This window comes from Brumimicrobium salinarum (assembly GCF_002844555.1).
GTDB classification, from domain to species: domain Bacteria; phylum Bacteroidota; class Bacteroidia; order Flavobacteriales_D; family Crocinitomicaceae; genus Brumimicrobium; species Brumimicrobium salinarum.
On record NZ_PJNI01000002.1, the window covers coordinates 49,537 to 68,802 of the forward strand.

A 19,266-nucleotide genomic window follows, 5' to 3' on the forward strand; every position below is an offset into this window, starting at 1 on the left:
ACGAAATTATTTTGAAAAGGGTTTGTTTTTCCTTTAAGTTAAGCCAATAATTTTTTAAAAAATAAAAAAAGGTCACCTCGTCTATGGTGACCTTATATAAAGTGAAAAATATTTAGTATTTAAACAAAGGGTAGTTCGACATCAATGCTTTAACCTCTGAAATTACTGATTGAGTTATTTCTTCATCATTCATGTTACTCATTACTTTGTCCATCAACTCCACAATTTTTGGAATATCTGCATCCTTTAGTCCTCGGGTCGTAATTGCTGGTGTACCAATTCGAATACCTGAGGTAACGAAAGGCGATTCTGTATCGAAAGGAACCATGTTTTTATTAACCGTTATATGGGCATCATTCAGTGCGTTTTCAGCATCTTTTCCTGTAATTCCTTTAGATCTAAGATCTATTAACATACTATGATTGTCTGTACCTTTTGAAATGATTTTGTATCCGCGTTTAACAAACTCATCGGCCATAACTTTTGCATTTGCCATAACTTGTTTCTGATATTCAACAAATTTAGGGTCTAACGCTTCACCAAATGCAACTGCTTTTGCAGCAATAACATGTTCTAATGGTCCGCCTTGAGTACCTGGAAAAACAGCAGCATCTAACAAAGAAGCCATGGAACGTAAATTTCCATTTTTCCATTTGATACCAAATGGATTGTCAAAATTCTTCCCCATCATGATTACTCCTCCACGAGGTCCACGAAGTGTTTTATGTGTAGTTGAGGTAATGATGTGACAATGTTCCATTGGGTTGGCAAGTTGTTTTGTAGCAATTAATCCAGCGGGATGAGAAATATCTGCCAAGATTAGTGCGCCAATTTGATCTGCAATTTTTCTGATTTTTGCGTAATCCCAATCTCTACTGTAAGCGGATGCTCCAACGATAATCATTTTCGGTTTAACTTCTTCGGCTTTTTGCGCTAAGTCGTCATAATCGATTAATCCCGTTTCTTTATCTACTCCATAAAAATGAGGATTATATAATTTTCCTGAGAAGTTAACAGGAGAACCATGGGTAAGGTGACCACCATGAGATAAATCAAATCCAAGAATTGCATCACCGGGCTTTAGGCATGCAAGCATAACTGCAGCATTGGCTTGAGACCCTGAATGTGGTTGTACGTTGGCCCATTCTGCTCCAAACAGTTTGCAAACTCTATCAATTGCTAATTGCTCTACTTGGTCAACAATTTCACAACCACCATAGTATCTTTTTCCTGGAAGACCTTCTGCATATTTATTGGTCAAAACAGATCCCATTGCTTCCATTACTGATTCACTAACAAAGTTTTCAGAGGCAATTAACTCGATTCCGTTTACTTGTCTCTCTTTCTCAAGACCTATTAGATCAAAAATTTCGTTATCTCTTTTCATTTTATATTGTTTTTTTTAAATATATCGTCTTATGCTGTGATATTGGTGGGAATAATATTCACTTTCCCTATTATAAATTCCTTTACTATCTAACTGATCAATTCTTACACGACCATGTGCATGTATGATTTCATTTTCATTTAATAGTATTCCAACATGTGTTATTTTACCAGTAGTTGTTGATTCAAAAAACGCCAAATCTCCTGCTTTTTGTTTACCGAGTTCAATATCCTCACCTTGCTTTACTTGTTGAGAAGCATCTCTTTTCAATTGAATACCTATTTGTTGATAAACAGTTTGCGTTAAGCCTGAACAATCAATGCCAAACCTTGTTTTTCCGCCCCATAAGTAGGGTGCATTCAAATAACTTTTTGCGCATTCAAGTAGGTCTTTAGTATCTTGTTTGGGAGTATTATTTTTCCATTCAAATGACAAGTCGTTAATAGAGAACTGCTTCTCTTTCGACAAGACAGGACTTCCTGAAAGAATAAGTTGCTCTCCCCAAGGTGTTTTTAAAGAAAGTGTGTTGTTCAATTGGTAAGTTTTTACTTTGGCGATGGCTTCAGCTTCTTGAGTGTTTATTTTAAGTAGTTGTTTTTCATCAACCCAACCTTTGTATTGATCATGATTAATGATTATCTCAACCCAATTTTTTATGGAAGAAATGCAGGTTACCAAATCACCAAATAATAATTGCGTAACCATTTCAGCTGTATCGTTTGGATTACTTCGAACTGGAATAACCGTTAGTTTACATATAGCCTTGTATGCTTGACTCATTTTTTCTTTGGAAAATTGGGGTGATTTAGAATATTTCTAATCTGTTGAATATGCCTTTCGTTGTGATAAATAACAAACATGAGTGCATCGCCTAGTCTTAAACGAACAATTTTGCTAATTGAAATAGGTATTTTTATTTTTTTCAAATTTACCTGTTCGGCCAATTCTAAAATGTTAAGTAATTGATCTTGATTATTAATAAAATTCCGAACAGCATGTTCTTCAATAATTGTTGTGTTTAATGTTGGATTAAACGCTTTAGGAGCTCTAAATTTTCGTTTTATATTATTTAGTCGACCAAGTTTCATAGACTTCCAAGCACTTCTGCCAAGTGGCGACGGTACAAAAGTCTCTTTGGCATTATCGTGTTTTGTGTTTTTTATTTTATCAATAAATACCTTGTGATAAAAGTCTGAATAACTGTTTAAGTGGGAAAGTACCTCTTGAATGCTCCAGTTTTCCTTACTTGAACGCCAGGATAATTGATTTTGACCTAAATGAATACACTTTTTAGAAACCAAAGCAATGTTTGAATTGGTAATCTGTTTGAGATTCGATAATAATTCTATTGATAAATAACCCTTCATAGTTGAATTCTTGAACAATTCAAAATTAACATCATTTATCAATAGTAGCCAAGATTTTGGTTTTATTTTAAGCTTTTTAATTGAAAAAAATGAATTGATGTATAAGAGATGCCAATTTACGCATGAATATGATATAAGTTAACTAACATTGATTGTAACAAAATAAATATACGATTAGAAATGTATTATACTAAGTACTAAGTTTTTAATTAAGCATGCGAACTACTATTATATACGGGTATCAATTAAATAAATGTTAATGCTTATCAGGAACTTTACAAGTAGTTTATAAACTACAATATAGAGTACTCTTTATAACCTGACAAGATTTTTCAACCGGTTGGAAAGTGAAATTTGCGAAGGATCTTGTCAGTTAACCGTTTATTAATATGGTCGACGACTTAGATATATTTATTGGTAAAGTATCCGATAGGTATTTAAATGTTTAATATTGTTCGTTTGTGTTTCCTCCAGTAAGGATGTTTAAAGAAAGGTCACCATCAAAATAGAAATTTCCTCTAAAATCAAAAATAAACTGATGAATATAACGGGGTAAAGTGTATCTTTACAAATTAGAATTGATTAAGTATAAAGATTTATAAATAATTTTAAAACCCAATTTATATGGCAAGTGTTAGAAATTTAAAAAAGAATGTAAACAATATGATTTATGACGTAGTTGATGAATGCTACAGTTTACAATTGTTCAATGAAAGTAAAAAAGAAGAAACAGATGCTTTTATCGATGATGCAGCAGACTTTCAAGAAGAAATCATGGGGGATATCAAGAAGGCTAATAATAAAGCAGATTATAAAGCGATAGAGGAAAAGGTTGTGAAAACACAAGAAGAGTGGATTACACGTTTAAACAAAATGCAATAAGTTATATACTCAAACCGAAAAACCATCATTGTTCATAAATTGATTAATGATGGTTTTTTTATGTGTAATTAATTCTAAACCAATCTTTTAACTAGTTAGTTGGGAGGAAATTTTTCCTGTAAGATTAGTCAGAGATTTAATATATTTTATTCTTCTTTTTCGTCAACTAACTTTTGCAAACGATACATCTCATCTCTTAATCGAGCAGCTTCCATAAAATCTAATGCTTTAGCAGCTTTCTTCATCTGACGTTCGGCATTTTTTATGCTTTTATTTAATTCTTCATTACTCATGTATTGTTCCACAGGGTCAGCTGCAATAGGGGAGTTGTTCTCTTCCTCTGTACGATAATGAAAGGCATTTTTATTTCCTTTGTTTAAAGCCGTTGGAACCATATTGTTATCCTCATTGTATTTCATTTGAATAGCTCTTCTGCGGTTGGTTTCATCTATCGTACGTTCCATCGATTTAGTAACCTTATCTGCATACATAATTACTTTACCCTCAACATTTCGCGCTGCTCTACCTACTGTTTGAACTAAGGAGCGTTCGTTCCGTAAAAAACCTTCCTTGTCAGCGTCTAGTATAGCCACTAAACTAACTTCAGGTAAATCTAAGCCTTCTCTAAGTAGGTTAACACCAATTAAAACATCAAAAACACCCTCTCTGAGTTGTTGTAAAATTTCAACCCGTTCTAAAGTATCGACTTCACTGTGAATATACCGACATAGAATTCCTAATCTGTCAAGATATTTTTGAAGTTCCTCTGCCATTCTTTTTGTTAATGTCGTTACTAGGGTTCTTTCTTTTTTATCTATTCGAATTTGAATTTCTTCAATAAGATCATCAATCTGATTTAAACTAGGTCTGACTTCAATTTCAGGGTCCAGTAAACCGGTAGGGCGTATAACTTGTTCTACAACCACACCGTCTGATTGTTCAATTTCAAAATCAGCAGGTGTTGCACTAACGTATATAGTTTGGTTAACTATGGATTGGAATTCTTCAAATTTTAAAGGACGGTTATCCATTGCCGCCTGAAGACGAAAGCCATATTCAACTAAATTGATTTTTCTCGCTTTATCACCGCCGTACATAGCTCTAATTTGTGGTAATGTGACATGACTCTCATCAATAACCATCAAAAAATCATTGGGGAAGTAATCGAGCAAGCAGAAAGGACGTGTTCCAGGAAGTCTTTTATCAAAATAGCGGGAATAATTTTCTATTCCTTGACAATAACCTAGCTCTCGAATCATCTCTAAGTCATATTCAGTTCTTTCAAGTAAACGCTTAGCTTCAACGTGCTTGCCTTCTTCCTTAAATTTGGCAACCTGTATCACCATGTCATCCTGTATTTGTTCAATAGCAGCTTTCGTCGTTTCAGGTGAACTCACAAAAATATTTGCTGGATAAATATTGATAGCATTTAATTGATCTATTCTATCATTGCTTTCAGGGTTTATGGTATAAATTCCTTCTATTTCGTCACCCCAAAATTCTACACGAAGCGCATAGTCAGCATAGGCAAGAAAAATATCAACTGTATCTCCGGTAACTCTAAAAGTACCCCGTTTGAATTCATCACCAGCTCTCGAATATAGGTTTTCAACTAATTTGAATAAAAATTTATTTCTTAAAATCTCATCTCCAACTTGAATAGGAATAATACTTTTTTCAAACTCGTTTGGATTTCCAATACCGTATATGCAAGAGACAGAAGAAATGACAATTACATCTCTTCTTCCAGATAGGAGAGCAGAGGTAGCTGATAATCTTAATTTTTCAATTTCATCGTTAATGGCTAAATCTTTTTCAATGAAAGTATCTGTAATAGGTAAATATGCTTCAGGTTGGTAATAATCATAATAAGAAACGAAATATTCCACAGCATTTTCAGGGAAAAATTGCTTGAATTCATTGTAAAGTTGCGCAGCTAATGTTTTGTTATGAGACAGGACAAGCGTTGGTTTGTTAACTTCCTTTATTACATTGGCAACTGTAAATGTTTTACCACTTCCTGTTACACCAAGTAAGGTTTGATTTAACACATTTTCGTTAACTCCTGCCGTAAGTTCTTTGATGGCTTGTGGCTGATCTCCCATTGGATCGAAATCGGAAACTAATTTGAACTTCATCCTGCAAAATTAAAGATTTTAAGTCACTAAAACGAAATATTGAAGCCATGATCAGGTAAATTATGTATAATTTATGCGGTGAAAAATAAATAGGTTTACCGCATTCAAATAATAAAATTCTACTTGAATTGTTTAAAAGCAATATTTCTTCAAAACTTGCCGTTCAATTTATGTAACTTTATGTTAATCTACCATAAAAATTGCTTTCAAATGAGAAAAGTTATACTTTTGCGCAAATGAGATTGATTCAGCATATATTATACGTTTTTTTGTTTGTGACGCTACTTACGTCTTGTAGTGATTATCAAAAAATTGTGAAAGGAGACGATTACGAAGAAAAGTTCTTGTTTGCAAATCGTATGTATGAAAAAGAGAATTACAGTCGTGCTCTTGCGTTGTACGAACAAATTTATCAACGTTTTCCAAATACAGATCAAGGACAGGTTGCCTACTATCGAATAGGAAAGTCTTATTTTTTGGAAGGAGATTATTACATGGCAGGTTACTATTTTAACCAATTCTCCATCAGGTATCCAACGAGTGAAAAAGCCGAGAAAGCTTTGTTTTTAACAGCAATTTGTTCCGTTAAGAACAGTCCAAATCCTGCTTTAGATCAGGAAGAAACAGATTTAGCTTTAAATGATTTGCAATTATTTGTGCAGCGATTTCCTGAAAGTGAATTGATAGATTCTTGTAATCGAACAATGGATCGTTTGCGATTAAAATTAGAGACTAAAAAGTTTGAATCAGTAAAATTGTATGCTAAAATGGAGAGGTATCGTGCTGCTGTAGCATCATCAAAATCTTTTCTTGATGAATATCCACGCTCGCATTTTTTAGATGAGGTTACACGCATTAAGTTCGAAAATGCATATAAACTAGCGATGAATAGTGTGTTCAGTAAGAAAAAAGGAAGAATCGAAGAGGCGATGGAAACCTATACCAAATACAGTTATTTGTTCGATGGTAAAAGCTATCAAAATAGATTGGAAAGATATAATAACGACTTAGTTGAGGAATTAGGTTTTGTAGCAGAAAAATACAGTTTTAATGGAATTGTTAACGCTTATGAACAATCAAACTCAAATTCTACTCAGAAAAAAACTCATTATCTAGAAGAAACAATCAAAAGATTTGATAACTTTGCAACAAAATACCCAGAATCTTCGTTATTAGAGAAGGCGAGAAGTATTAAAGACAAAGCAGAAAAGGAATTAACCAATAGTTAATAATTAGAATATGAGTTTTAAAAATAGTAGGGCAGAACGTTCAACAATTACACGTGATACTGTTGATTTAGAAAGTGAAACAGGTAATATCTACGAAACCATTGCAATTCTCTCTAAACGAGCAAATAAAATCAATGTTGATTTAAAAGAAGAATTAACACAAAAGCTTCAAGAGTTCGCATCATCTACAGATAATTTAGAGGAGATTTTTGAAAATAGAGAGCAAATAGAGATTTCTCGTTTTTATGAACGTTTACCTAAACCAGCAGCAATGGCTATTGATGAATTGGAAAGAGGTAAACTTTTCGTAAAAAGCATTGAAGAATAATTAATTAACACATAATCATGTGGGAAGGAAAGCGAATTGTTATCGGTATTACTGGTGGTATTGCTGCGTACAAAATTTCTTTCTTAATTAGAATGTTAAAAAGCAAAGGGGCAGAAGTTAAATGTGTTTTAACTCCTGCCTCTTCTGATTTTATATCACCACTAACAGTAGCTACCTTATCGCAAAACCCAGCATATTTAACGTTCTGGAATAAAGATAATGGTGAATGGACAAATCATGTGGATCTTGGAGCTTGGGGAGACGTGATGTTAATAGCGCCTTTAACGGCTAATTCTTTAGCAAAATTGTCAAATGGGTTTTGTGATAATTTACTTACCGCAACCTATTTGTCTGCAAAGTGCCCTGTTTTTGTTGCTCCTGCAATGGATTTAGATATGTATGCTCACCCTACAACATCTCAAAATCTGGATCAACTACGTAAACAAGGTGTAAATATAATTCCTGCAGAAACTGGATTTCTTGCAAGTGGATTAACAGGCCAAGGGAGAATGGCTGAACCAGAAACCATAATGGATACATTGACAGAACATTTTACGATAAGTCAATCCATGAGTAACCAAAAGGTTTTGATTACTGCAGGACCAACTTATGAATCAATTGATCCAGTTAGATTTATTGGTAATCATTCTACAGGTAAAATGGGCTTTGCTTTAGCCGAAAACTGTCTAAAAAGAGGTGCTGAAGTTGTTTTGGTTACAGGACCAACACAATGTAAATTAAGTCATTCACGTTTAACAAGAATTGATGTTCAATCTGCAAATGAAATGTATACAGCCGTTCATGAACATTTCTCAGGTTGCAACGGCGGAATTTTTTCTGCTGCTGTTTCAGATTACAGACCCAATCAAATAGCTGAACAAAAAATTAAAAAATCTCAAGACAAGATGGTTGTTGAAATGGTTAAGAATCCTGATATTCTTAAATCTATTGGAGCTGTCAAAAAACAAAATCAGTGGTTGGTTGGTTTTGCCTTGGAAACTAATGATGCCTTAAAGTACGGGGCAGAAAAGCTCAAGAAGAAAAATTTAGACTTAATTGTGGTGAATACCTTACAAGATAAAGGAGCTGGATTTGGTTTCGATACAAATAAAATAACCTTGTTGGACTTTAACAATAAAACCACTAAATTTGAGTTAACAACTAAGAAAGAAGCAGCAAAAAACATATTAGATTATCTATTGACCATAAAAAAATGAAAAAAATACTCGTACTCCTTTTTATAGCGTTTTCATTTTCTTACACAGCGCAAGAATTGAATTGCCAAGTTAATGTTCAGATAAATCCAACCCTACAAGTTTCTACAACAGATAAGGAGATTTTTCAAGAATTAGAACAATCTATTTTTGAAATAATGAACAATACCTCTTGGACAAAAGATGAATTTGAGGTTGAAGAACGAATAAATTGTGTATTTCAGCTCTCAATTACTGAAGTCTTAGGAAGTGGAAATTATCAAGCAACTGTTCAAGTTCAAGCAACACGACCTGTTTTTAATACAAGTTACAATACTACTTTATTTAATTATTTAGATGAAGATGTTCATTTTAACTTTAGAAGAGGAGCTAAGATTATTTATTCTGAAAATCAATTTACCGATAATTTGTCTTCTATTATGGCATTTTATGCTTTTTATATTTTGGGGCTAGATGGTGATTCATTTGCGAATCAAGGTGGAAGTCCATACCTTAAAAAAGCACAAGAAATTACTATGATGGCACAAAGCAGTATGATGCCCGGCTGGAAAGCGGATGAAAAAGGTCGAAAAAATCGTTACTGGTTAGTAGAGAACTCCTTACAAGAATTATTTTCACCACTTCGTGAATGTTTTTATGATTATCACCGCAAGGGGCTTGACCGCATGTATGATAATCAAGAATTAGCGAGAACTGAAGTACATAATGCCTTAAAAAAACTGATGAATGTTAATAGATCACGACCTGGTTCTGTGAATGTTCTTAATTTTTTAACAGCCAAAAGACAAGAGGTAATAGGAATATTTAAGGATGCAGAAAGAAAACAGCAAACAGAAGTTGTTAATCTACTAAAAAGGATAGACCCAACAAATGCATCTAAATATCAAGAAATTATTCAATAATGTTAAACCGATTATCTGTTAATAATTTTGCTTTAATTGAAAACGCAGAACTCAATTTAAAGAACAGTTTTACTGTAATAACTGGAGAAACTGGATCTGGAAAGTCCATTCTTTTAGGAGCGTTAAAACTAATTTTAGGAGAGCGTGCTGATTATTCGGTTATTCGAGATAAGGATAAAAAAACCATTGTTGAGGCATTGTTTCAGCTGGATCGCAATCGATTTGAAAGCTTCTTTACGACAAATGATTTAGATTTTGAACCGGATACATTGATTAGAAGAGAAATTAATGCAAAAGGAAAATCTAGGGCTTTCATTAATGATACACCTGTACAATTAACTGTTTTGAAAGAGCTTTCTGAGCGTTTGATACATATTCATTCTCAGCATCATACATTAGAATTAAAAAATAAGAGTTATCAGCGAGAAATTTTGGATGTGATCGCTGGAAATGAATCAATTCTTAATAAGTTTAAAGGTATATATGCGCAAATTAAATCACTAAAAAGTGAAATAGCAACGCTAAAAGAAAACAAGGCTAAACTTTCAATTGAATCGGAGTTTAATTCCTTTCAATTAGAAGAACTCAATAAGCTTCAGCTGGATCAAATTAATTATGCACAAATTGAAGAGGAAGTTCAACGAGGCGAACAGTTTGAAGAAATTAAGAATGCATATCAAATTATTTCAGAAGCTATTAATACTGAAGAAGGTGTTTTCTCTACCTTAAATCGAGTTATAAAGTCAGTTTCTATTCAGGATGATAAGGTAACGGCTTTAATTGAGCGTTTACAATCTGTTAATATTGAACTTAATGATATAGGTACAAGTGCTGAAAATGATTTGTCTGATTTAACATTCTCACCAGAGGAATTAAATAAAAACATTGAATTACTTGATGGTTTTAATGCAGCGTTAAGAAAACATAACTTAACGACACAAGAGGAGTTAAAACTGAAAATTGTTGAGTTATCCGAAGATGTAAATTCAGCTGATCAAATTGAAGAGCGTATTGAAGAAAAGCAAATGCTACTTCATAAAGTTGAAAACGAGGCCCTTGAAATAGCAGAAAAGCTTTCAAAAAAGCGCAAAGAATCAGCAAATAAAATAGAGAAACAGGTTAAGGACCTATTGAATCAATTAAAACTTGTAGGAGCAACCATAAAGTTTGAATTTTCAGCAACGACTTTAAATGAATTTGGAGTTGATGATATTACTTTGTTTTTTGCTCCAAACAAAGGAATTGAACCGAAAATAATCGAAAAGTCTGCTTCTGGTGGAGAATTATCCCGCTTAATGTTAGTGGTTCAATTCTTAATGTCGCAGAAAAAAGCCTTACCAACTGTTATATTTGATGAGATTGACACAGGAGTATCTGGCGAGGTTGCACAAAAGATAGGTGAGCATTTGAAAAAAATGGGGGAGAGAATGCAGTTACTCGCTATAACACATTTACCGCAAGTAGCGAGTAAAGGTTCTCATCATATTTTAGTAAAAAAGCAAGATATTAAAGGTGTTACCAAAACTTCACTTCTACCATTAAATGAAGAGCAAAGAATTGAAGAAATAGCAAAACTTATGAGTGGAAGTGTTGTAAACGAAGCAGCTTTGTTAAATGCCAAAAACTTAATGAATGAATAATAAGAAATTAATATTGGTGGGTTTAATATTTATTCTTTTGGGAATCATATTAGGAGCAATGGGAGCACACTACCTCGAAACAATTGGTATTGTCGAAGAGCAAATTAACAGTTTTAAAGTTGGAACGAGTTATTTGTTTTACAATGGATTAGGTTTACTTGCTTTAGCAGGAGTGGTAGATAAGTTTGATTTTGGAATATTATCTCCATTTCGATCGATTTTTTGGGGAACATTACTTTTTTCAGTTTCGATTTTTCTACTGGTTTTAGGAAAACCTTTGCTGAATCTAAATCTTGGAAAGTTTATTGGTCCTGTTACGCCTATAGGTGGATTGATAATGATTCTTGGATGGACAGTTTTACTTGTTAAATTCTTGAGAACCTACAGGTCTTAACATTATCAAAAATAGATATACAACATTGAAATGTGAATAAATAAAACCAGATATTAATTGAAATCAATGAATATCATTATAAATTTGTAAACCATAAAAGCATTAAGCAAAAATTAATATTATGAATGAATTTGGTAAAAAAGGTTCAAACGCCAATTTAAAGAAAGACATAGATTTAGGAAATCTTGAAAATGTTTTTTGGAACATGAGTCCTGCAGAATTAATAGAGGATACGATTCTATTAGGGGAAGGAACCTTAACCGATTCCGGTGCAATTGCAGTAAATACAGGTGAATTTACAGGTAGATCTCCTGAAGATCGTTTCATCGTTTGTGATGAGAAAACAGAAAATAATGTTTGGTGGGGAAACATCAATAAAAAATTTGATTCAGATAAATTTGATGCATTGTATAATCGAATGAAAGCATATTTATCAGGTAAAGATATGTATGTACGTGATTCTTATGCGTGTGCAGATGATGATTATCGATTGAATATTCGTGTGGTAACGGAGTTACCTTGGTCAAATATGTTTGCACACAATATGTTTTTACGTCCAACGGATGAAGAAATTGAAAACTTTTCACCAGAATGGCATATCGTATGTGCTCCGAATTTTCCTGCCGATCCAGCGATAGACGGTACACGTCAATCAAACTTTGCAATTATCAATTTTACCAAAAAAATGATAATTATTGGAGGTACTGGCTATACAGGTGAGATTAAAAAAGGTATTTTTTCAGTGCTAAATTTTGTTTTACCTTTTGAAAAAAATGTTCTTTCTATGCATTGCTCTGCTAATGTTGGTAAAGATAATGATACAGCAATTTTTTTCGGATTATCGGGAACAGGAAAAACTACACTTTCATCAGACCCTAACCGCAGGTTGATCGGAGATGATGAGCATGGATGGGCTGAGAATGGAAGTGTTTTCAATTTTGAGGGTGGTTGTTATGCGAAAACAATAGATCTTTCAGCTGAAAAAGAACCTCAAATATACGAAGCCATCAAATTTGGTGCATTATTGGAAAATATTGGATTCAAGGAAAACACTACAACTCCAGATTATGAGGATGACACAATAACGCAAAATACTCGTGTTTCATACCCAATTCATCATATTGATAATATTATGGTGCCCTCAAAAGGTTCTGCACCTAAGAATATTTTCTTTTTAACCTGTGATGCTTTTGGTGTCTTACCTCCGATATCTAAACTTAATTCAGGTCAGGCGATGTATCATTTTATTTCAGGATATACAGCAAAGGTTGCTGGAACAGAAGCGGGAATTACTGAGCCACAAACTGTTTTTTCAGCTTGTTTTGGCGCTCCTTTCTTACCTTTACACCCAACAAAATATGCTGAAATGTTAGGTGAAAAAATAGAAAAAAATGATGTTAATGTTTGGCTTGTCAACACTGGATGGTCTGGTGGTGGCTACGGAGTAGGTCAGCGAATTAAATTAAAATATACACGTGCTTTAATTACTGCTGCATTAACAGGAGAATTAGACAATATCAATTATAGTAAGGATGAGTTTTTTGGACTCAATATGCCAAAGGAGTGTCCTAACGTTCCTGATGAAATCTTAAACCCTAGAAACACATGGGAAGATAAAGAAGCTTTTGATATGAAAGCCTCGGAACTAGCACAAGCATTTGTAAATAATTTTAAATCCTTTGAGAGTAACGCTTCTAAAGAAATAATGGATGCCGCTCCAAATGTTATGGTAAAATAAGTGTAAATTTAATTGTAAACTATAAACAGTCAGATATTTAATTATGTCTGGCTGTTTTTTTGGTATATTTATTGTTAATAGTTCACACGTAACTAAAAACAAGGTTTATGAGATATTTTACTTTTTTATTCGCCCAATTATTTGCTTTTGCTGCTATGGCAAATGTGCAATCTAATCCTGTGCCTTTTGAAAGAAAGGATTCTGATCATATAAAGGAAATTATGACCCGTTGGGATAAAACCAAAGGTGCTTACTTATATGAAAGCATTGCAGCAATTGTAATGAAAGAACAACAACCTGAACGACCGCAAAGTGTTAATCAAACTAGCTTTGAACTACTCCAAATGATGGATGAGCAAAGAATTGATCGTATGACTCGTATTGCAACTACAGCATTAGAGAATGAAAAGAAATCGACTCGAAATGATCGTTATTATTGGGAAGAGTGGAAGGAATATGTTCAGTCTTCTAAATGCGACATCAATAGAAATGGTAAGTCGAGTGGCGATCCTCATTTAAGAACGTATGACGGTGAACGCTTTGACTTTCAAAACGCTGGAGATTATCTGTTAACAGCCTCTGAAGATAATTCATTTATGGTTCAGACCCAGCAGGTAAGATCATCGCCTAGTATTGCTTTGAATGGTGGTGTAGCTATGAACATAAATGGAGATTTGGTAACCTTTTCTTCTCCAGATGAAGAGCGTGGTCAAAAAATGATCCATATAAATAATGAAGAAATTCAAAATGAAAAAACAGATTTAATTCTTCCTCAAGGTGGAATAATCAACTATAGAAAAGGAAAACACCTTGTTAAATGGCCAACAGGAGAGCAAATGAGTATTTCAACAAGAGAATTTACTGATCAAAACCTCTTTGATCTTAAACTTTATGTTCCTTCATGTCGAAATGATTACTATGGTTTGTTAGGAAATAATGACGGAGAGATTAATGATTTAGTTGTGCATGATGAAGAAACAGGAGAGGAGTACACAAGAAAAAATGTAGGGGATAATTATGAAAACACCTTCGGGTCGAATAGAAATAAACCTGCTGTTCTCAATAGAAAATCAGGTGATTTATTTTTCATTACACGTGTTTATGGAGGTGCTTATCAATTAGACAGTACAACATCTTTGAGGAGGCATCAAATGACTGATATTCCAGACAGTATTAGATATCCTAAAGAGATGTTGACCTTAGCAGAATTAGAAGATGAAAAAATTGAAGAAGGATTGAAAAAAGCTAGAACTGCTGGTGTTGCAGAAGAAGACTTGTTTGAAGCAGTTTATGATTATGGACATTTAGGGCTTGAACCAATCGCGCACAAAGATGATTATCAACGTCCAAAGCGTTCAACTAAATATAAGGAGCCAGAATTGAATAAAGAGGGGACTGGTGTTAAGAATGACGGAAATGGTAATCAGCCACGAATTCGCATAAGACCATCAATATTTATTGGGACTGGAGTTCAAGTTAATCCACCGAGAAGAAATCAACCGAGAACAACTAACCCAAGACCAAATACAAGAACAAACCCTGGAGGAACACGAAGTACACCTTCAAGCCGATCTGGTAGAAGATAAAATATGTATTTAATTACATTAAGGTAACCCTGAAGTTATGTTATGACTTCAGGGTGTTTTTTTATTTCTGTGCTCGATTGAAATATTTTTCTAGCCAAATGTAATCTTGTAATAAATTTTAACCTTAACATTATGATTTTTATGGCGATGTGTAAATAAAATACTAGATAGGTGTTCTAGATAGTTTCCTTAAACGAATTTAAGGTAGATAAGGTAGATATTTGTTTTCAGGTTAAACTTTTACCCCAACGATACAAACATCATCAATTTGCTCATAACCACCTTTCCATTTGTTCAGTTCATCTTTAAAAATTATACTCTGCTGATCAATAGAATGGTCGGCATGATTTGACATGAAACGTTTCATTCTTTTTGTGGTGTATTTTTTATTTTTACTTCCTCCAAATTGATCTTGAAATCCATCAGATAGGGCATATATAACATCACCTTTTTCTAGTTGAATTTTTATGGTTTCGAATGGCTGATTAAAATAAGGGTAATACCCTATAGGAGAACGATCACCTTTAATCTCAAGTAAATTGCTTTCAAAAGTTTTAAAACGTGCTTTTGGTAATGTATGATTTATATTTGAAATATCTGGACGAAGTATATAAATGCTGTTATTTGCTCCAGCAAATTCTAATAGGTTTGTTTTTGGATCCCAAACGCATATCACCATGTCCATTCCGTCTTGTTTATGATTGGATTGGTCTTTCTGATTCAATGTATGAATGACACCCTCTTTTAGTTTGTCTAAAATTGTCCCAGGATCTGAAACACCTTGTTCAATTACAATTTCATTAAGTAATCGTACACCTATAATGCTCATAAAAGCTCCAGGAACACCATGTCCTGTGCAATCTACAACGGCCCAGACAATATTTCCATTGGTTGTTTTATTTCGCCAGAAAAAGTCTCCACTAACAATTTGCTTGGGTTGATTGAAAACAAAATGCGCCGGAAGTAAATCTTCTTCAATTACATTGCCGTCGAGAATAGCTTCCTGAATTCTTTGTGCATAATTTAAACTGTCGGTCATTTCTTGATTTTTCTGCTTAATGACCTTGTTTTTCTCAGATAATAAATCATTTAATTTTTTTGTTTGATATAGTTTCGCACGATAATTAAACCAATGAATATTAAAAGAACAGAAACAACGACGAAAAAAAGTATAACATTTCTTTGACGCTGTGTTTCTAATCTTCTTTTTTCTATTTCAGCATTTTTTAAAGCAAGTTCAGCCTCATTTTTCTTAATTTCAGCTTCCTTAGCCTTGTTGTATTGATCAAGTAATTCAATTTTTAAATCCTTCTTTTCTAATTCATTCTCTGTAAATTTTATTTTGATTTGCTGCAGTTGATTTTCTCTACTTAATTTGTTGATTTTGTAGAAGAATTGTTCGGTTTCTTGTGCTTCTTTGGAGTTTTTATCTTCTATGTATGCAATGGCTTCATCATCTTTTAAGGATTTTAAATTATCTAACTCCTTTTTAGCCAGTTCAATTTTTTTACGTTTTTCATTAAACTGTCTAATCTCTTCAGTTAAATTTCGCGTATAGTTTTTTAATTTATTGGATTTTGCGATTCGTAATGCTTCCTCATAATGCGTAGCGGCATCTTCGTAATTATTTTGTAAAACATAACTTCGTGCATATTGTCGATTGTACAATATTGCCAAATCCTGAAATTCATTGTTTTTATTTCTTCGAGCTCCTCGGCGATAAAATCGTTGTCCTTTATTGATTTTATCTTCTTCGTTAACATAATAGTCACCTAAAAGAATATAAGTCTCAACAACAAGTTTTTGTTGATTTTCAGATTTGGCAGTTTTCAACTGTTCTTCTAGTTGCTCCAGTTTTTGTCCATGTACAGTAAAGCTCAGAATGCAAATTAGCCCAAAAAGTAGAAATGCAATATTAAATTTCTCTTTCATATTAATCATTGTAATTGCACAAGGATATGTATTTAAAATATAAGGCCATTTATAAGCTTTAAAATTTAACAAAAATATAAATAAGTTGTGCTTTACATGTAATTTTGAAATCTTTCTCTATTCATATTTAAAACGATAGCCATAAGCTAATCTTACATAATAGTATAATTGATTATACCTGAATGTCTTAAATCTAATATTTTTTTGATCAAATGAAGAGGTCAACATCAAGAACCAATTTTTAACGTTATATCCTACTTGAAGTTTTAGGTCAACACGAGGAGCTAATCCTAAAAAACCTCTTTGATTTCCTGGATAATTATAAACTTTTGCCTGAATAACGCCACCTAATCCAACAAATGCCCCAAATTGCCAACCATCAATATTATTTAAGAAAGCATATCCTGGAATTGCGCCAACATCAAATGCTGTAATAGATTCAGATAAATGTATAGAGGATTCAGAGTCAAAAAAATTATGTGGAATGAGACCTTTATTCGCGGAAATACCATGCAAATTAGTAGTAATTCTAATGTAAGGGCCATGTACGCGTTGTGTGTACCTACCTTTTATACCTATGGCAGCTTGCATATTCAAATCTTTTGAAAAAAAATGATAAGCATTAATGCCCAAAGAAGCAGATTGAATTTTACTATTTAAAAAATACCCAGATGTAGAAAGGGGAATAGTATCTGCAATTTTTGAAGCATTTTTAATTCCGTATCCTCGATAGTCATGAAAATCTACTCTAAAATACCACTTTTTAAGACTGAATTGCACTCCTAAATCAAAGTAATTAGTTTTTCCGAATTTTTCTGTATTGCGGACATAACCAGGTAGCTTATAGTTAATGTTAATGGCAAACCATTTGTGAGCAATACCAAATCCATGAATAACGTTTAGGTTCGCACGATAGTTTAACCTTTTAAAATTACCAAATTTATCTCGCAAACTAAACGGAGCATCCTTCAAGGATAGAGAAGTATGCACAGTAATTCTATTTTTGTGCATAGCAAACGCTAAACTGTCACTTTGGGCATACGTAAAATTAGAAATCACCCAAAAAAATAGGAGAAGTTTTATAATTTTCATCGACTACAAACATACGTTATTCAAATTAAATTGTAACATTGTGCTGCAACTTTATATTTTTGTATAAAAAGTTACTTCATCGAAATTTTCAAAAGCTAATGAAAAAGTTATATAAATTTTTACTCAATACGTTACCAAGACCTTTACTCATAAGAATGAGTTACTTATTTAAGAAAATAGCACCTATTTTATATAAAGGTAACAAAGTTGCGTGTCCGGTTTGTGAACGTTCCTTTAGTAAGTTTTTATCTTATGGCTCTAGTGTTGCGCACCGCGAAAATGTATTGTGCCCGTATGACTTGACCTTAGAGCGTCATCGGCTGATGTGGTTGTATTTACAGCAAGAAACACGTTTTTTTAAAGACAAGCTTTCTTTGCTGCACATAGCTCCAGAGCAATGTTTTCATGAAAAGTTTAAAGCTCAAGGAAATTTGGATTACCTAACTGGTGATTTAGTTTCCCCAATAGCAGATTTACATTTTGATTTACATGATATTCCATTAGAAGAAGATCGTTTTGATGTCATATTTTGCAACCATGTACTCGAGCATGTAGACGACGCTTTACAATGTATGCGTGAACTCAATCGTGTTATGAAACCAGGTGGCTGGGGAATTTTTCAAGTTCCTCAAGATTTGTCTCGTGAATTAACATACGAAGACCCTTCTATAACTTCACCAGAGGAAAGAGAAAAACATTTTTGGCAAAAAGATCATGTTCGATTATTTGGAAGGGATTACCCTGAGTGGCTTAAAAGAGCTGGTTTTGAAGTGGAAGAGTTTCATACAACTAAAGAGTTTCCACAACAGGATATTGAAAGATATCGACTGATTCCAGAAGAAATTCTATATATTGTTCATAAAAAGAAGTAATGCAATTGAGAAGGGGCTTATATTTTTTGATTGTACTTTTATTTGGATGCACATCTAAAACAAATAAAAATATTTCTGCATACCCAACAGATCTGCCGTCTAAAGAGAAGGATCAGTTACTGGTCGAACTAGGAAAGGCACTTTTTTTGATCAACGTCTTTCCTTAAATAACACTATTTCTTGTAGTTCTTGTCATTTGCCAGAATTAGCATTTTCAGACGCTTCAAAAACCAGTATTGGAATTCATCAACGTCAAGGAAAAAGAAATTCACCAAGTTTGTGGAATGTGCGTAATCAAGATCAATTTATGTGGGACGGTGGTGTTAAAACCTTAGAAATGCAAGCCATTGTGCCTTTGCAAGATACCAACGAAATGGGAGGTACCATTATGGATTTATTTCCTAAGCTATCTAAAATTAAATTATATGACAGTTTGGCCCATTCAATTTACCAAAGAGATTTTGATCCATTTGTTTTAACCCGTGCCCTTAGTGCATATCAAAAAAGTATTTATCAAGAAAACAGTACCTTTGATGATTGGAAAAACAAAGGAATAGTAAAAGAT

General features: G+C 33.2%; 17 protein-coding genes and 1 pseudogene. 11 read left to right on the top strand and 7 right to left on the bottom strand.

The features are described from left to right. Nucleotides 1-112 precede the first annotated feature (112 nt). From glyA to CW751_RS03265, 3 genes are read right to left on the bottom strand one after another with little or no spacing between them, the layout of a single operon-like run. A complete protein-coding gene (gene glyA, locus CW751_RS03255; RefSeq protein WP_101333570.1) occupies nt 113-1,387 on the bottom strand; it encodes a serine hydroxymethyltransferase in 1,275 nt (424 codons plus the stop codon). Between the two features lie 15 nt (nt 1,388-1,402). Continuing rightward, complete coding sequence (locus CW751_RS03260; protein ID WP_101333571.1) at nt 1,403-2,167, bottom strand: C40 family peptidase; 765 nt, start codon at nt 2,165-2,167, stop codon at nt 1,403-1,405. Continuing rightward, nucleotides 2,164-2,754: a DinB family protein gene (locus CW751_RS03265; protein ID WP_101333572.1), complete on the bottom strand. Its 591-nt coding sequence runs from the start codon at nt 2,752-2,754 to the stop codon at nt 2,164-2,166. Before CW751_RS03265 ends, CW751_RS03260 begins: the two co-directional genes overlap by 4 nt. Nucleotides 2,755-3,378: 624 nt before the next feature. On the opposite strand from CW751_RS03265, the gene CW751_RS03270 reads away from it, so the two are divergent. Then, nucleotides 3,379-3,636 carry a hypothetical protein gene (locus CW751_RS03270; protein ID WP_101333573.1) on the top strand — a complete coding sequence of 86 codons (258 nt, stop codon included), beginning with the start codon at nt 3,379-3,381 and terminating at the stop codon, nt 3,634-3,636. A gap of 146 nt (nt 3,637-3,782) precedes the next feature. Here CW751_RS03270 and uvrB read toward each other — a convergent pair whose 3' ends face one another. Continuing rightward, the gene (gene uvrB, locus CW751_RS03275) at nt 3,783-5,774 is read right to left on the bottom strand and encodes an excinuclease ABC subunit UvrB (RefSeq protein WP_101333574.1); all 1,992 of its coding nucleotides are present in this window, start codon (nt 5,772-5,774) and stop codon (nt 3,783-3,785) included. Nucleotides 5,775-6,010: 236 nt separating this feature from the next. Here uvrB and CW751_RS03280 point away from each other — a divergent pair, with 236 nt between their 5' ends. The 8 genes from CW751_RS03280 (at nt 6,011) to CW751_RS03315 (ending at nt 14,805) form a co-directional block, all read left to right on the top strand. Further along, nucleotides 6,011-7,003, top strand: coding sequence for an outer membrane protein assembly factor BamD (locus CW751_RS03280; protein WP_101333575.1), 993 nt, complete (start codon nt 6,011-6,013; stop codon nt 7,001-7,003). 10 nt (nt 7,004-7,013) lie between these two features. Continuing rightward, nucleotides 7,014-7,331: a DNA-directed RNA polymerase subunit omega gene (locus CW751_RS03285; RefSeq protein ID WP_101333576.1), complete on the top strand. Its 318-nt coding sequence runs from the start codon at nt 7,014-7,016 to the stop codon at nt 7,329-7,331. A 17-nt stretch (nt 7,332-7,348) separates the two neighbouring features. After that, the gene (gene coaBC / locus CW751_RS03290; protein ID WP_101333577.1) at nt 7,349-8,548 is read left to right on the top strand and encodes a bifunctional phosphopantothenoylcysteine decarboxylase/phosphopantothenate--cysteine ligase CoaBC; all 1,200 of its coding nucleotides are present in this window, start codon (nt 7,349-7,351) and stop codon (nt 8,546-8,548) included. Continuing rightward, on the top strand, nt 8,545-9,447 hold the full coding sequence (gene porD / locus CW751_RS03295) for a type IX secretion system protein PorD (RefSeq protein WP_101333578.1): 903 nt from the start codon (nt 8,545-8,547) through the stop codon (nt 9,445-9,447). The genes coaBC and porD overlap by 4 nt, the downstream gene beginning before the upstream one ends. Beyond that, complete coding sequence (locus tag CW751_RS03300; protein ID WP_101333579.1) at nt 9,447-11,087, top strand: DNA repair protein RecN; 1,641 nt, start codon at nt 9,447-9,449, stop codon at nt 11,085-11,087. The genes porD and CW751_RS03300 overlap by 1 nt, the downstream gene beginning before the upstream one ends. After that, entirely contained in the window at nt 11,080-11,481 is a 402-nt protein-coding gene (locus tag CW751_RS03305) for a DUF423 domain-containing protein (RefSeq protein WP_101333580.1), read from the top strand. The genes CW751_RS03300 and CW751_RS03305 overlap by 8 nt, the downstream gene beginning before the upstream one ends. Before the next feature lie 121 nt (nt 11,482-11,602). After that, a complete protein-coding gene (gene pckA / locus CW751_RS03310) occupies nt 11,603-13,219 on the top strand; it encodes a phosphoenolpyruvate carboxykinase (ATP) (protein ID WP_101333581.1) in 1,617 nt (538 codons plus the stop codon). Nucleotides 13,220-13,326: 107 nt separating this feature from the next. Beyond that, the gene (locus tag CW751_RS03315; protein WP_101333582.1) at nt 13,327-14,805 is read left to right on the top strand and encodes a VWD domain-containing protein; all 1,479 of its coding nucleotides are present in this window, start codon (nt 13,327-13,329) and stop codon (nt 14,803-14,805) included. 232 nt (nt 14,806-15,037) lie between these two features. Here CW751_RS03315 and CW751_RS03320 read toward each other — a convergent pair whose 3' ends face one another. The 3 genes from CW751_RS03320 to CW751_RS03330 all read right to left on the bottom strand — a co-directional run bounded on the left by CW751_RS03320 (nt 15,038) and on the right by CW751_RS03330 (nt 17,829). Further along, nucleotides 15,038-15,844, bottom strand: a complete 807-nt coding sequence (locus CW751_RS03320; protein WP_101333583.1) for a PP2C family protein-serine/threonine phosphatase — start codon at nt 15,842-15,844, stop codon at nt 15,038-15,040. A 50-nt stretch (nt 15,845-15,894) separates the two neighbouring features. Beyond that, nucleotides 15,895-16,737 (bottom strand): hypothetical protein, encoded by an 843-nt coding sequence (locus CW751_RS03325; RefSeq protein WP_133122109.1) that lies wholly within the window; start codon nt 16,735-16,737, stop codon nt 15,895-15,897. A 117-nt stretch (nt 16,738-16,854) separates the two neighbouring features. After that, nucleotides 16,855-17,829: a DUF4421 family protein gene (locus tag CW751_RS03330; protein ID WP_101333585.1), complete on the bottom strand. Its 975-nt coding sequence runs from the start codon at nt 17,827-17,829 to the stop codon at nt 16,855-16,857. 98 nt (nt 17,830-17,927) lie between these two features. Between CW751_RS03330 and CW751_RS03335 the strand changes: the two genes are divergently transcribed. Continuing rightward, nucleotides 17,928-18,701, top strand: a complete 774-nt coding sequence (locus CW751_RS03335; protein WP_101333586.1) for a class I SAM-dependent methyltransferase — start codon at nt 17,928-17,930, stop codon at nt 18,699-18,701. 154 nt (nt 18,702-18,855) lie between these two features. Further along, a pseudogene (locus CW751_RS15800) lies at nt 18,856-19,236 on the top strand (cytochrome-c peroxidase); the annotation flags it as partial. Between the last annotated feature and the right edge of the window lie 30 nt (nt 19,237-19,266).

Coding starts and splice junctions, on each gene's coding strand:
- glyA (WP_101333570.1), bottom strand. CDS start 1,387: ATGAAAAGAGATAACGAAATTTTTGATCTAATAGGTCTTGAGAAAGAG.
- CW751_RS03260 (WP_101333571.1), bottom strand. CDS start 2,167: ATGAGTCAAGCATACAAGGCTATATGTAAACTAACGGTTATTCCAGTT.
- CW751_RS03265 (WP_101333572.1), bottom strand. CDS start 2,754: ATGAAGGGTTATTTATCAATAGAATTATTATCGAATCTCAAACAGATT.
- CW751_RS03270 (WP_101333573.1), top strand. CDS start 3,379: ATGGCAAGTGTTAGAAATTTAAAAAAGAATGTAAACAATATGATTTAT.
- uvrB (WP_101333574.1), bottom strand. CDS start 5,774: ATGAAGTTCAAATTAGTTTCCGATTTCGATCCAATGGGAGATCAGCCA.
- CW751_RS03280 (WP_101333575.1), top strand. CDS start 6,011: ATGAGATTGATTCAGCATATATTATACGTTTTTTTGTTTGTGACGCTA.
- CW751_RS03285 (WP_101333576.1), top strand. CDS start 7,014: ATGAGTTTTAAAAATAGTAGGGCAGAACGTTCAACAATTACACGTGAT.
- coaBC (WP_101333577.1), top strand. CDS start 7,349: ATGTGGGAAGGAAAGCGAATTGTTATCGGTATTACTGGTGGTATTGCT.
- porD (WP_101333578.1), top strand. CDS start 8,545: ATGAAAAAAATACTCGTACTCCTTTTTATAGCGTTTTCATTTTCTTAC.
- CW751_RS03300 (WP_101333579.1), top strand. CDS start 9,447: ATGTTAAACCGATTATCTGTTAATAATTTTGCTTTAATTGAAAACGCA.
- CW751_RS03305 (WP_101333580.1), top strand. CDS start 11,080: ATGAATAATAAGAAATTAATATTGGTGGGTTTAATATTTATTCTTTTG.
- pckA (WP_101333581.1), top strand. CDS start 11,603: ATGAATGAATTTGGTAAAAAAGGTTCAAACGCCAATTTAAAGAAAGAC.
- CW751_RS03315 (WP_101333582.1), top strand. CDS start 13,327: ATGAGATATTTTACTTTTTTATTCGCCCAATTATTTGCTTTTGCTGCT.
- CW751_RS03320 (WP_101333583.1), bottom strand. CDS start 15,844: ATGACCGACAGTTTAAATTATGCACAAAGAATTCAGGAAGCTATTCTC.
- CW751_RS03325 (WP_133122109.1), bottom strand. CDS start 16,737: ATGAAAGAGAAATTTAATATTGCATTTCTACTTTTTGGGCTAATTTGC.
- CW751_RS03330 (WP_101333585.1), bottom strand. CDS start 17,829: ATGAAAATTATAAAACTTCTCCTATTTTTTTGGGTGATTTCTAATTTT.
- CW751_RS03335 (WP_101333586.1), top strand. CDS start 17,928: ATGAAAAAGTTATATAAATTTTTACTCAATACGTTACCAAGACCTTTA.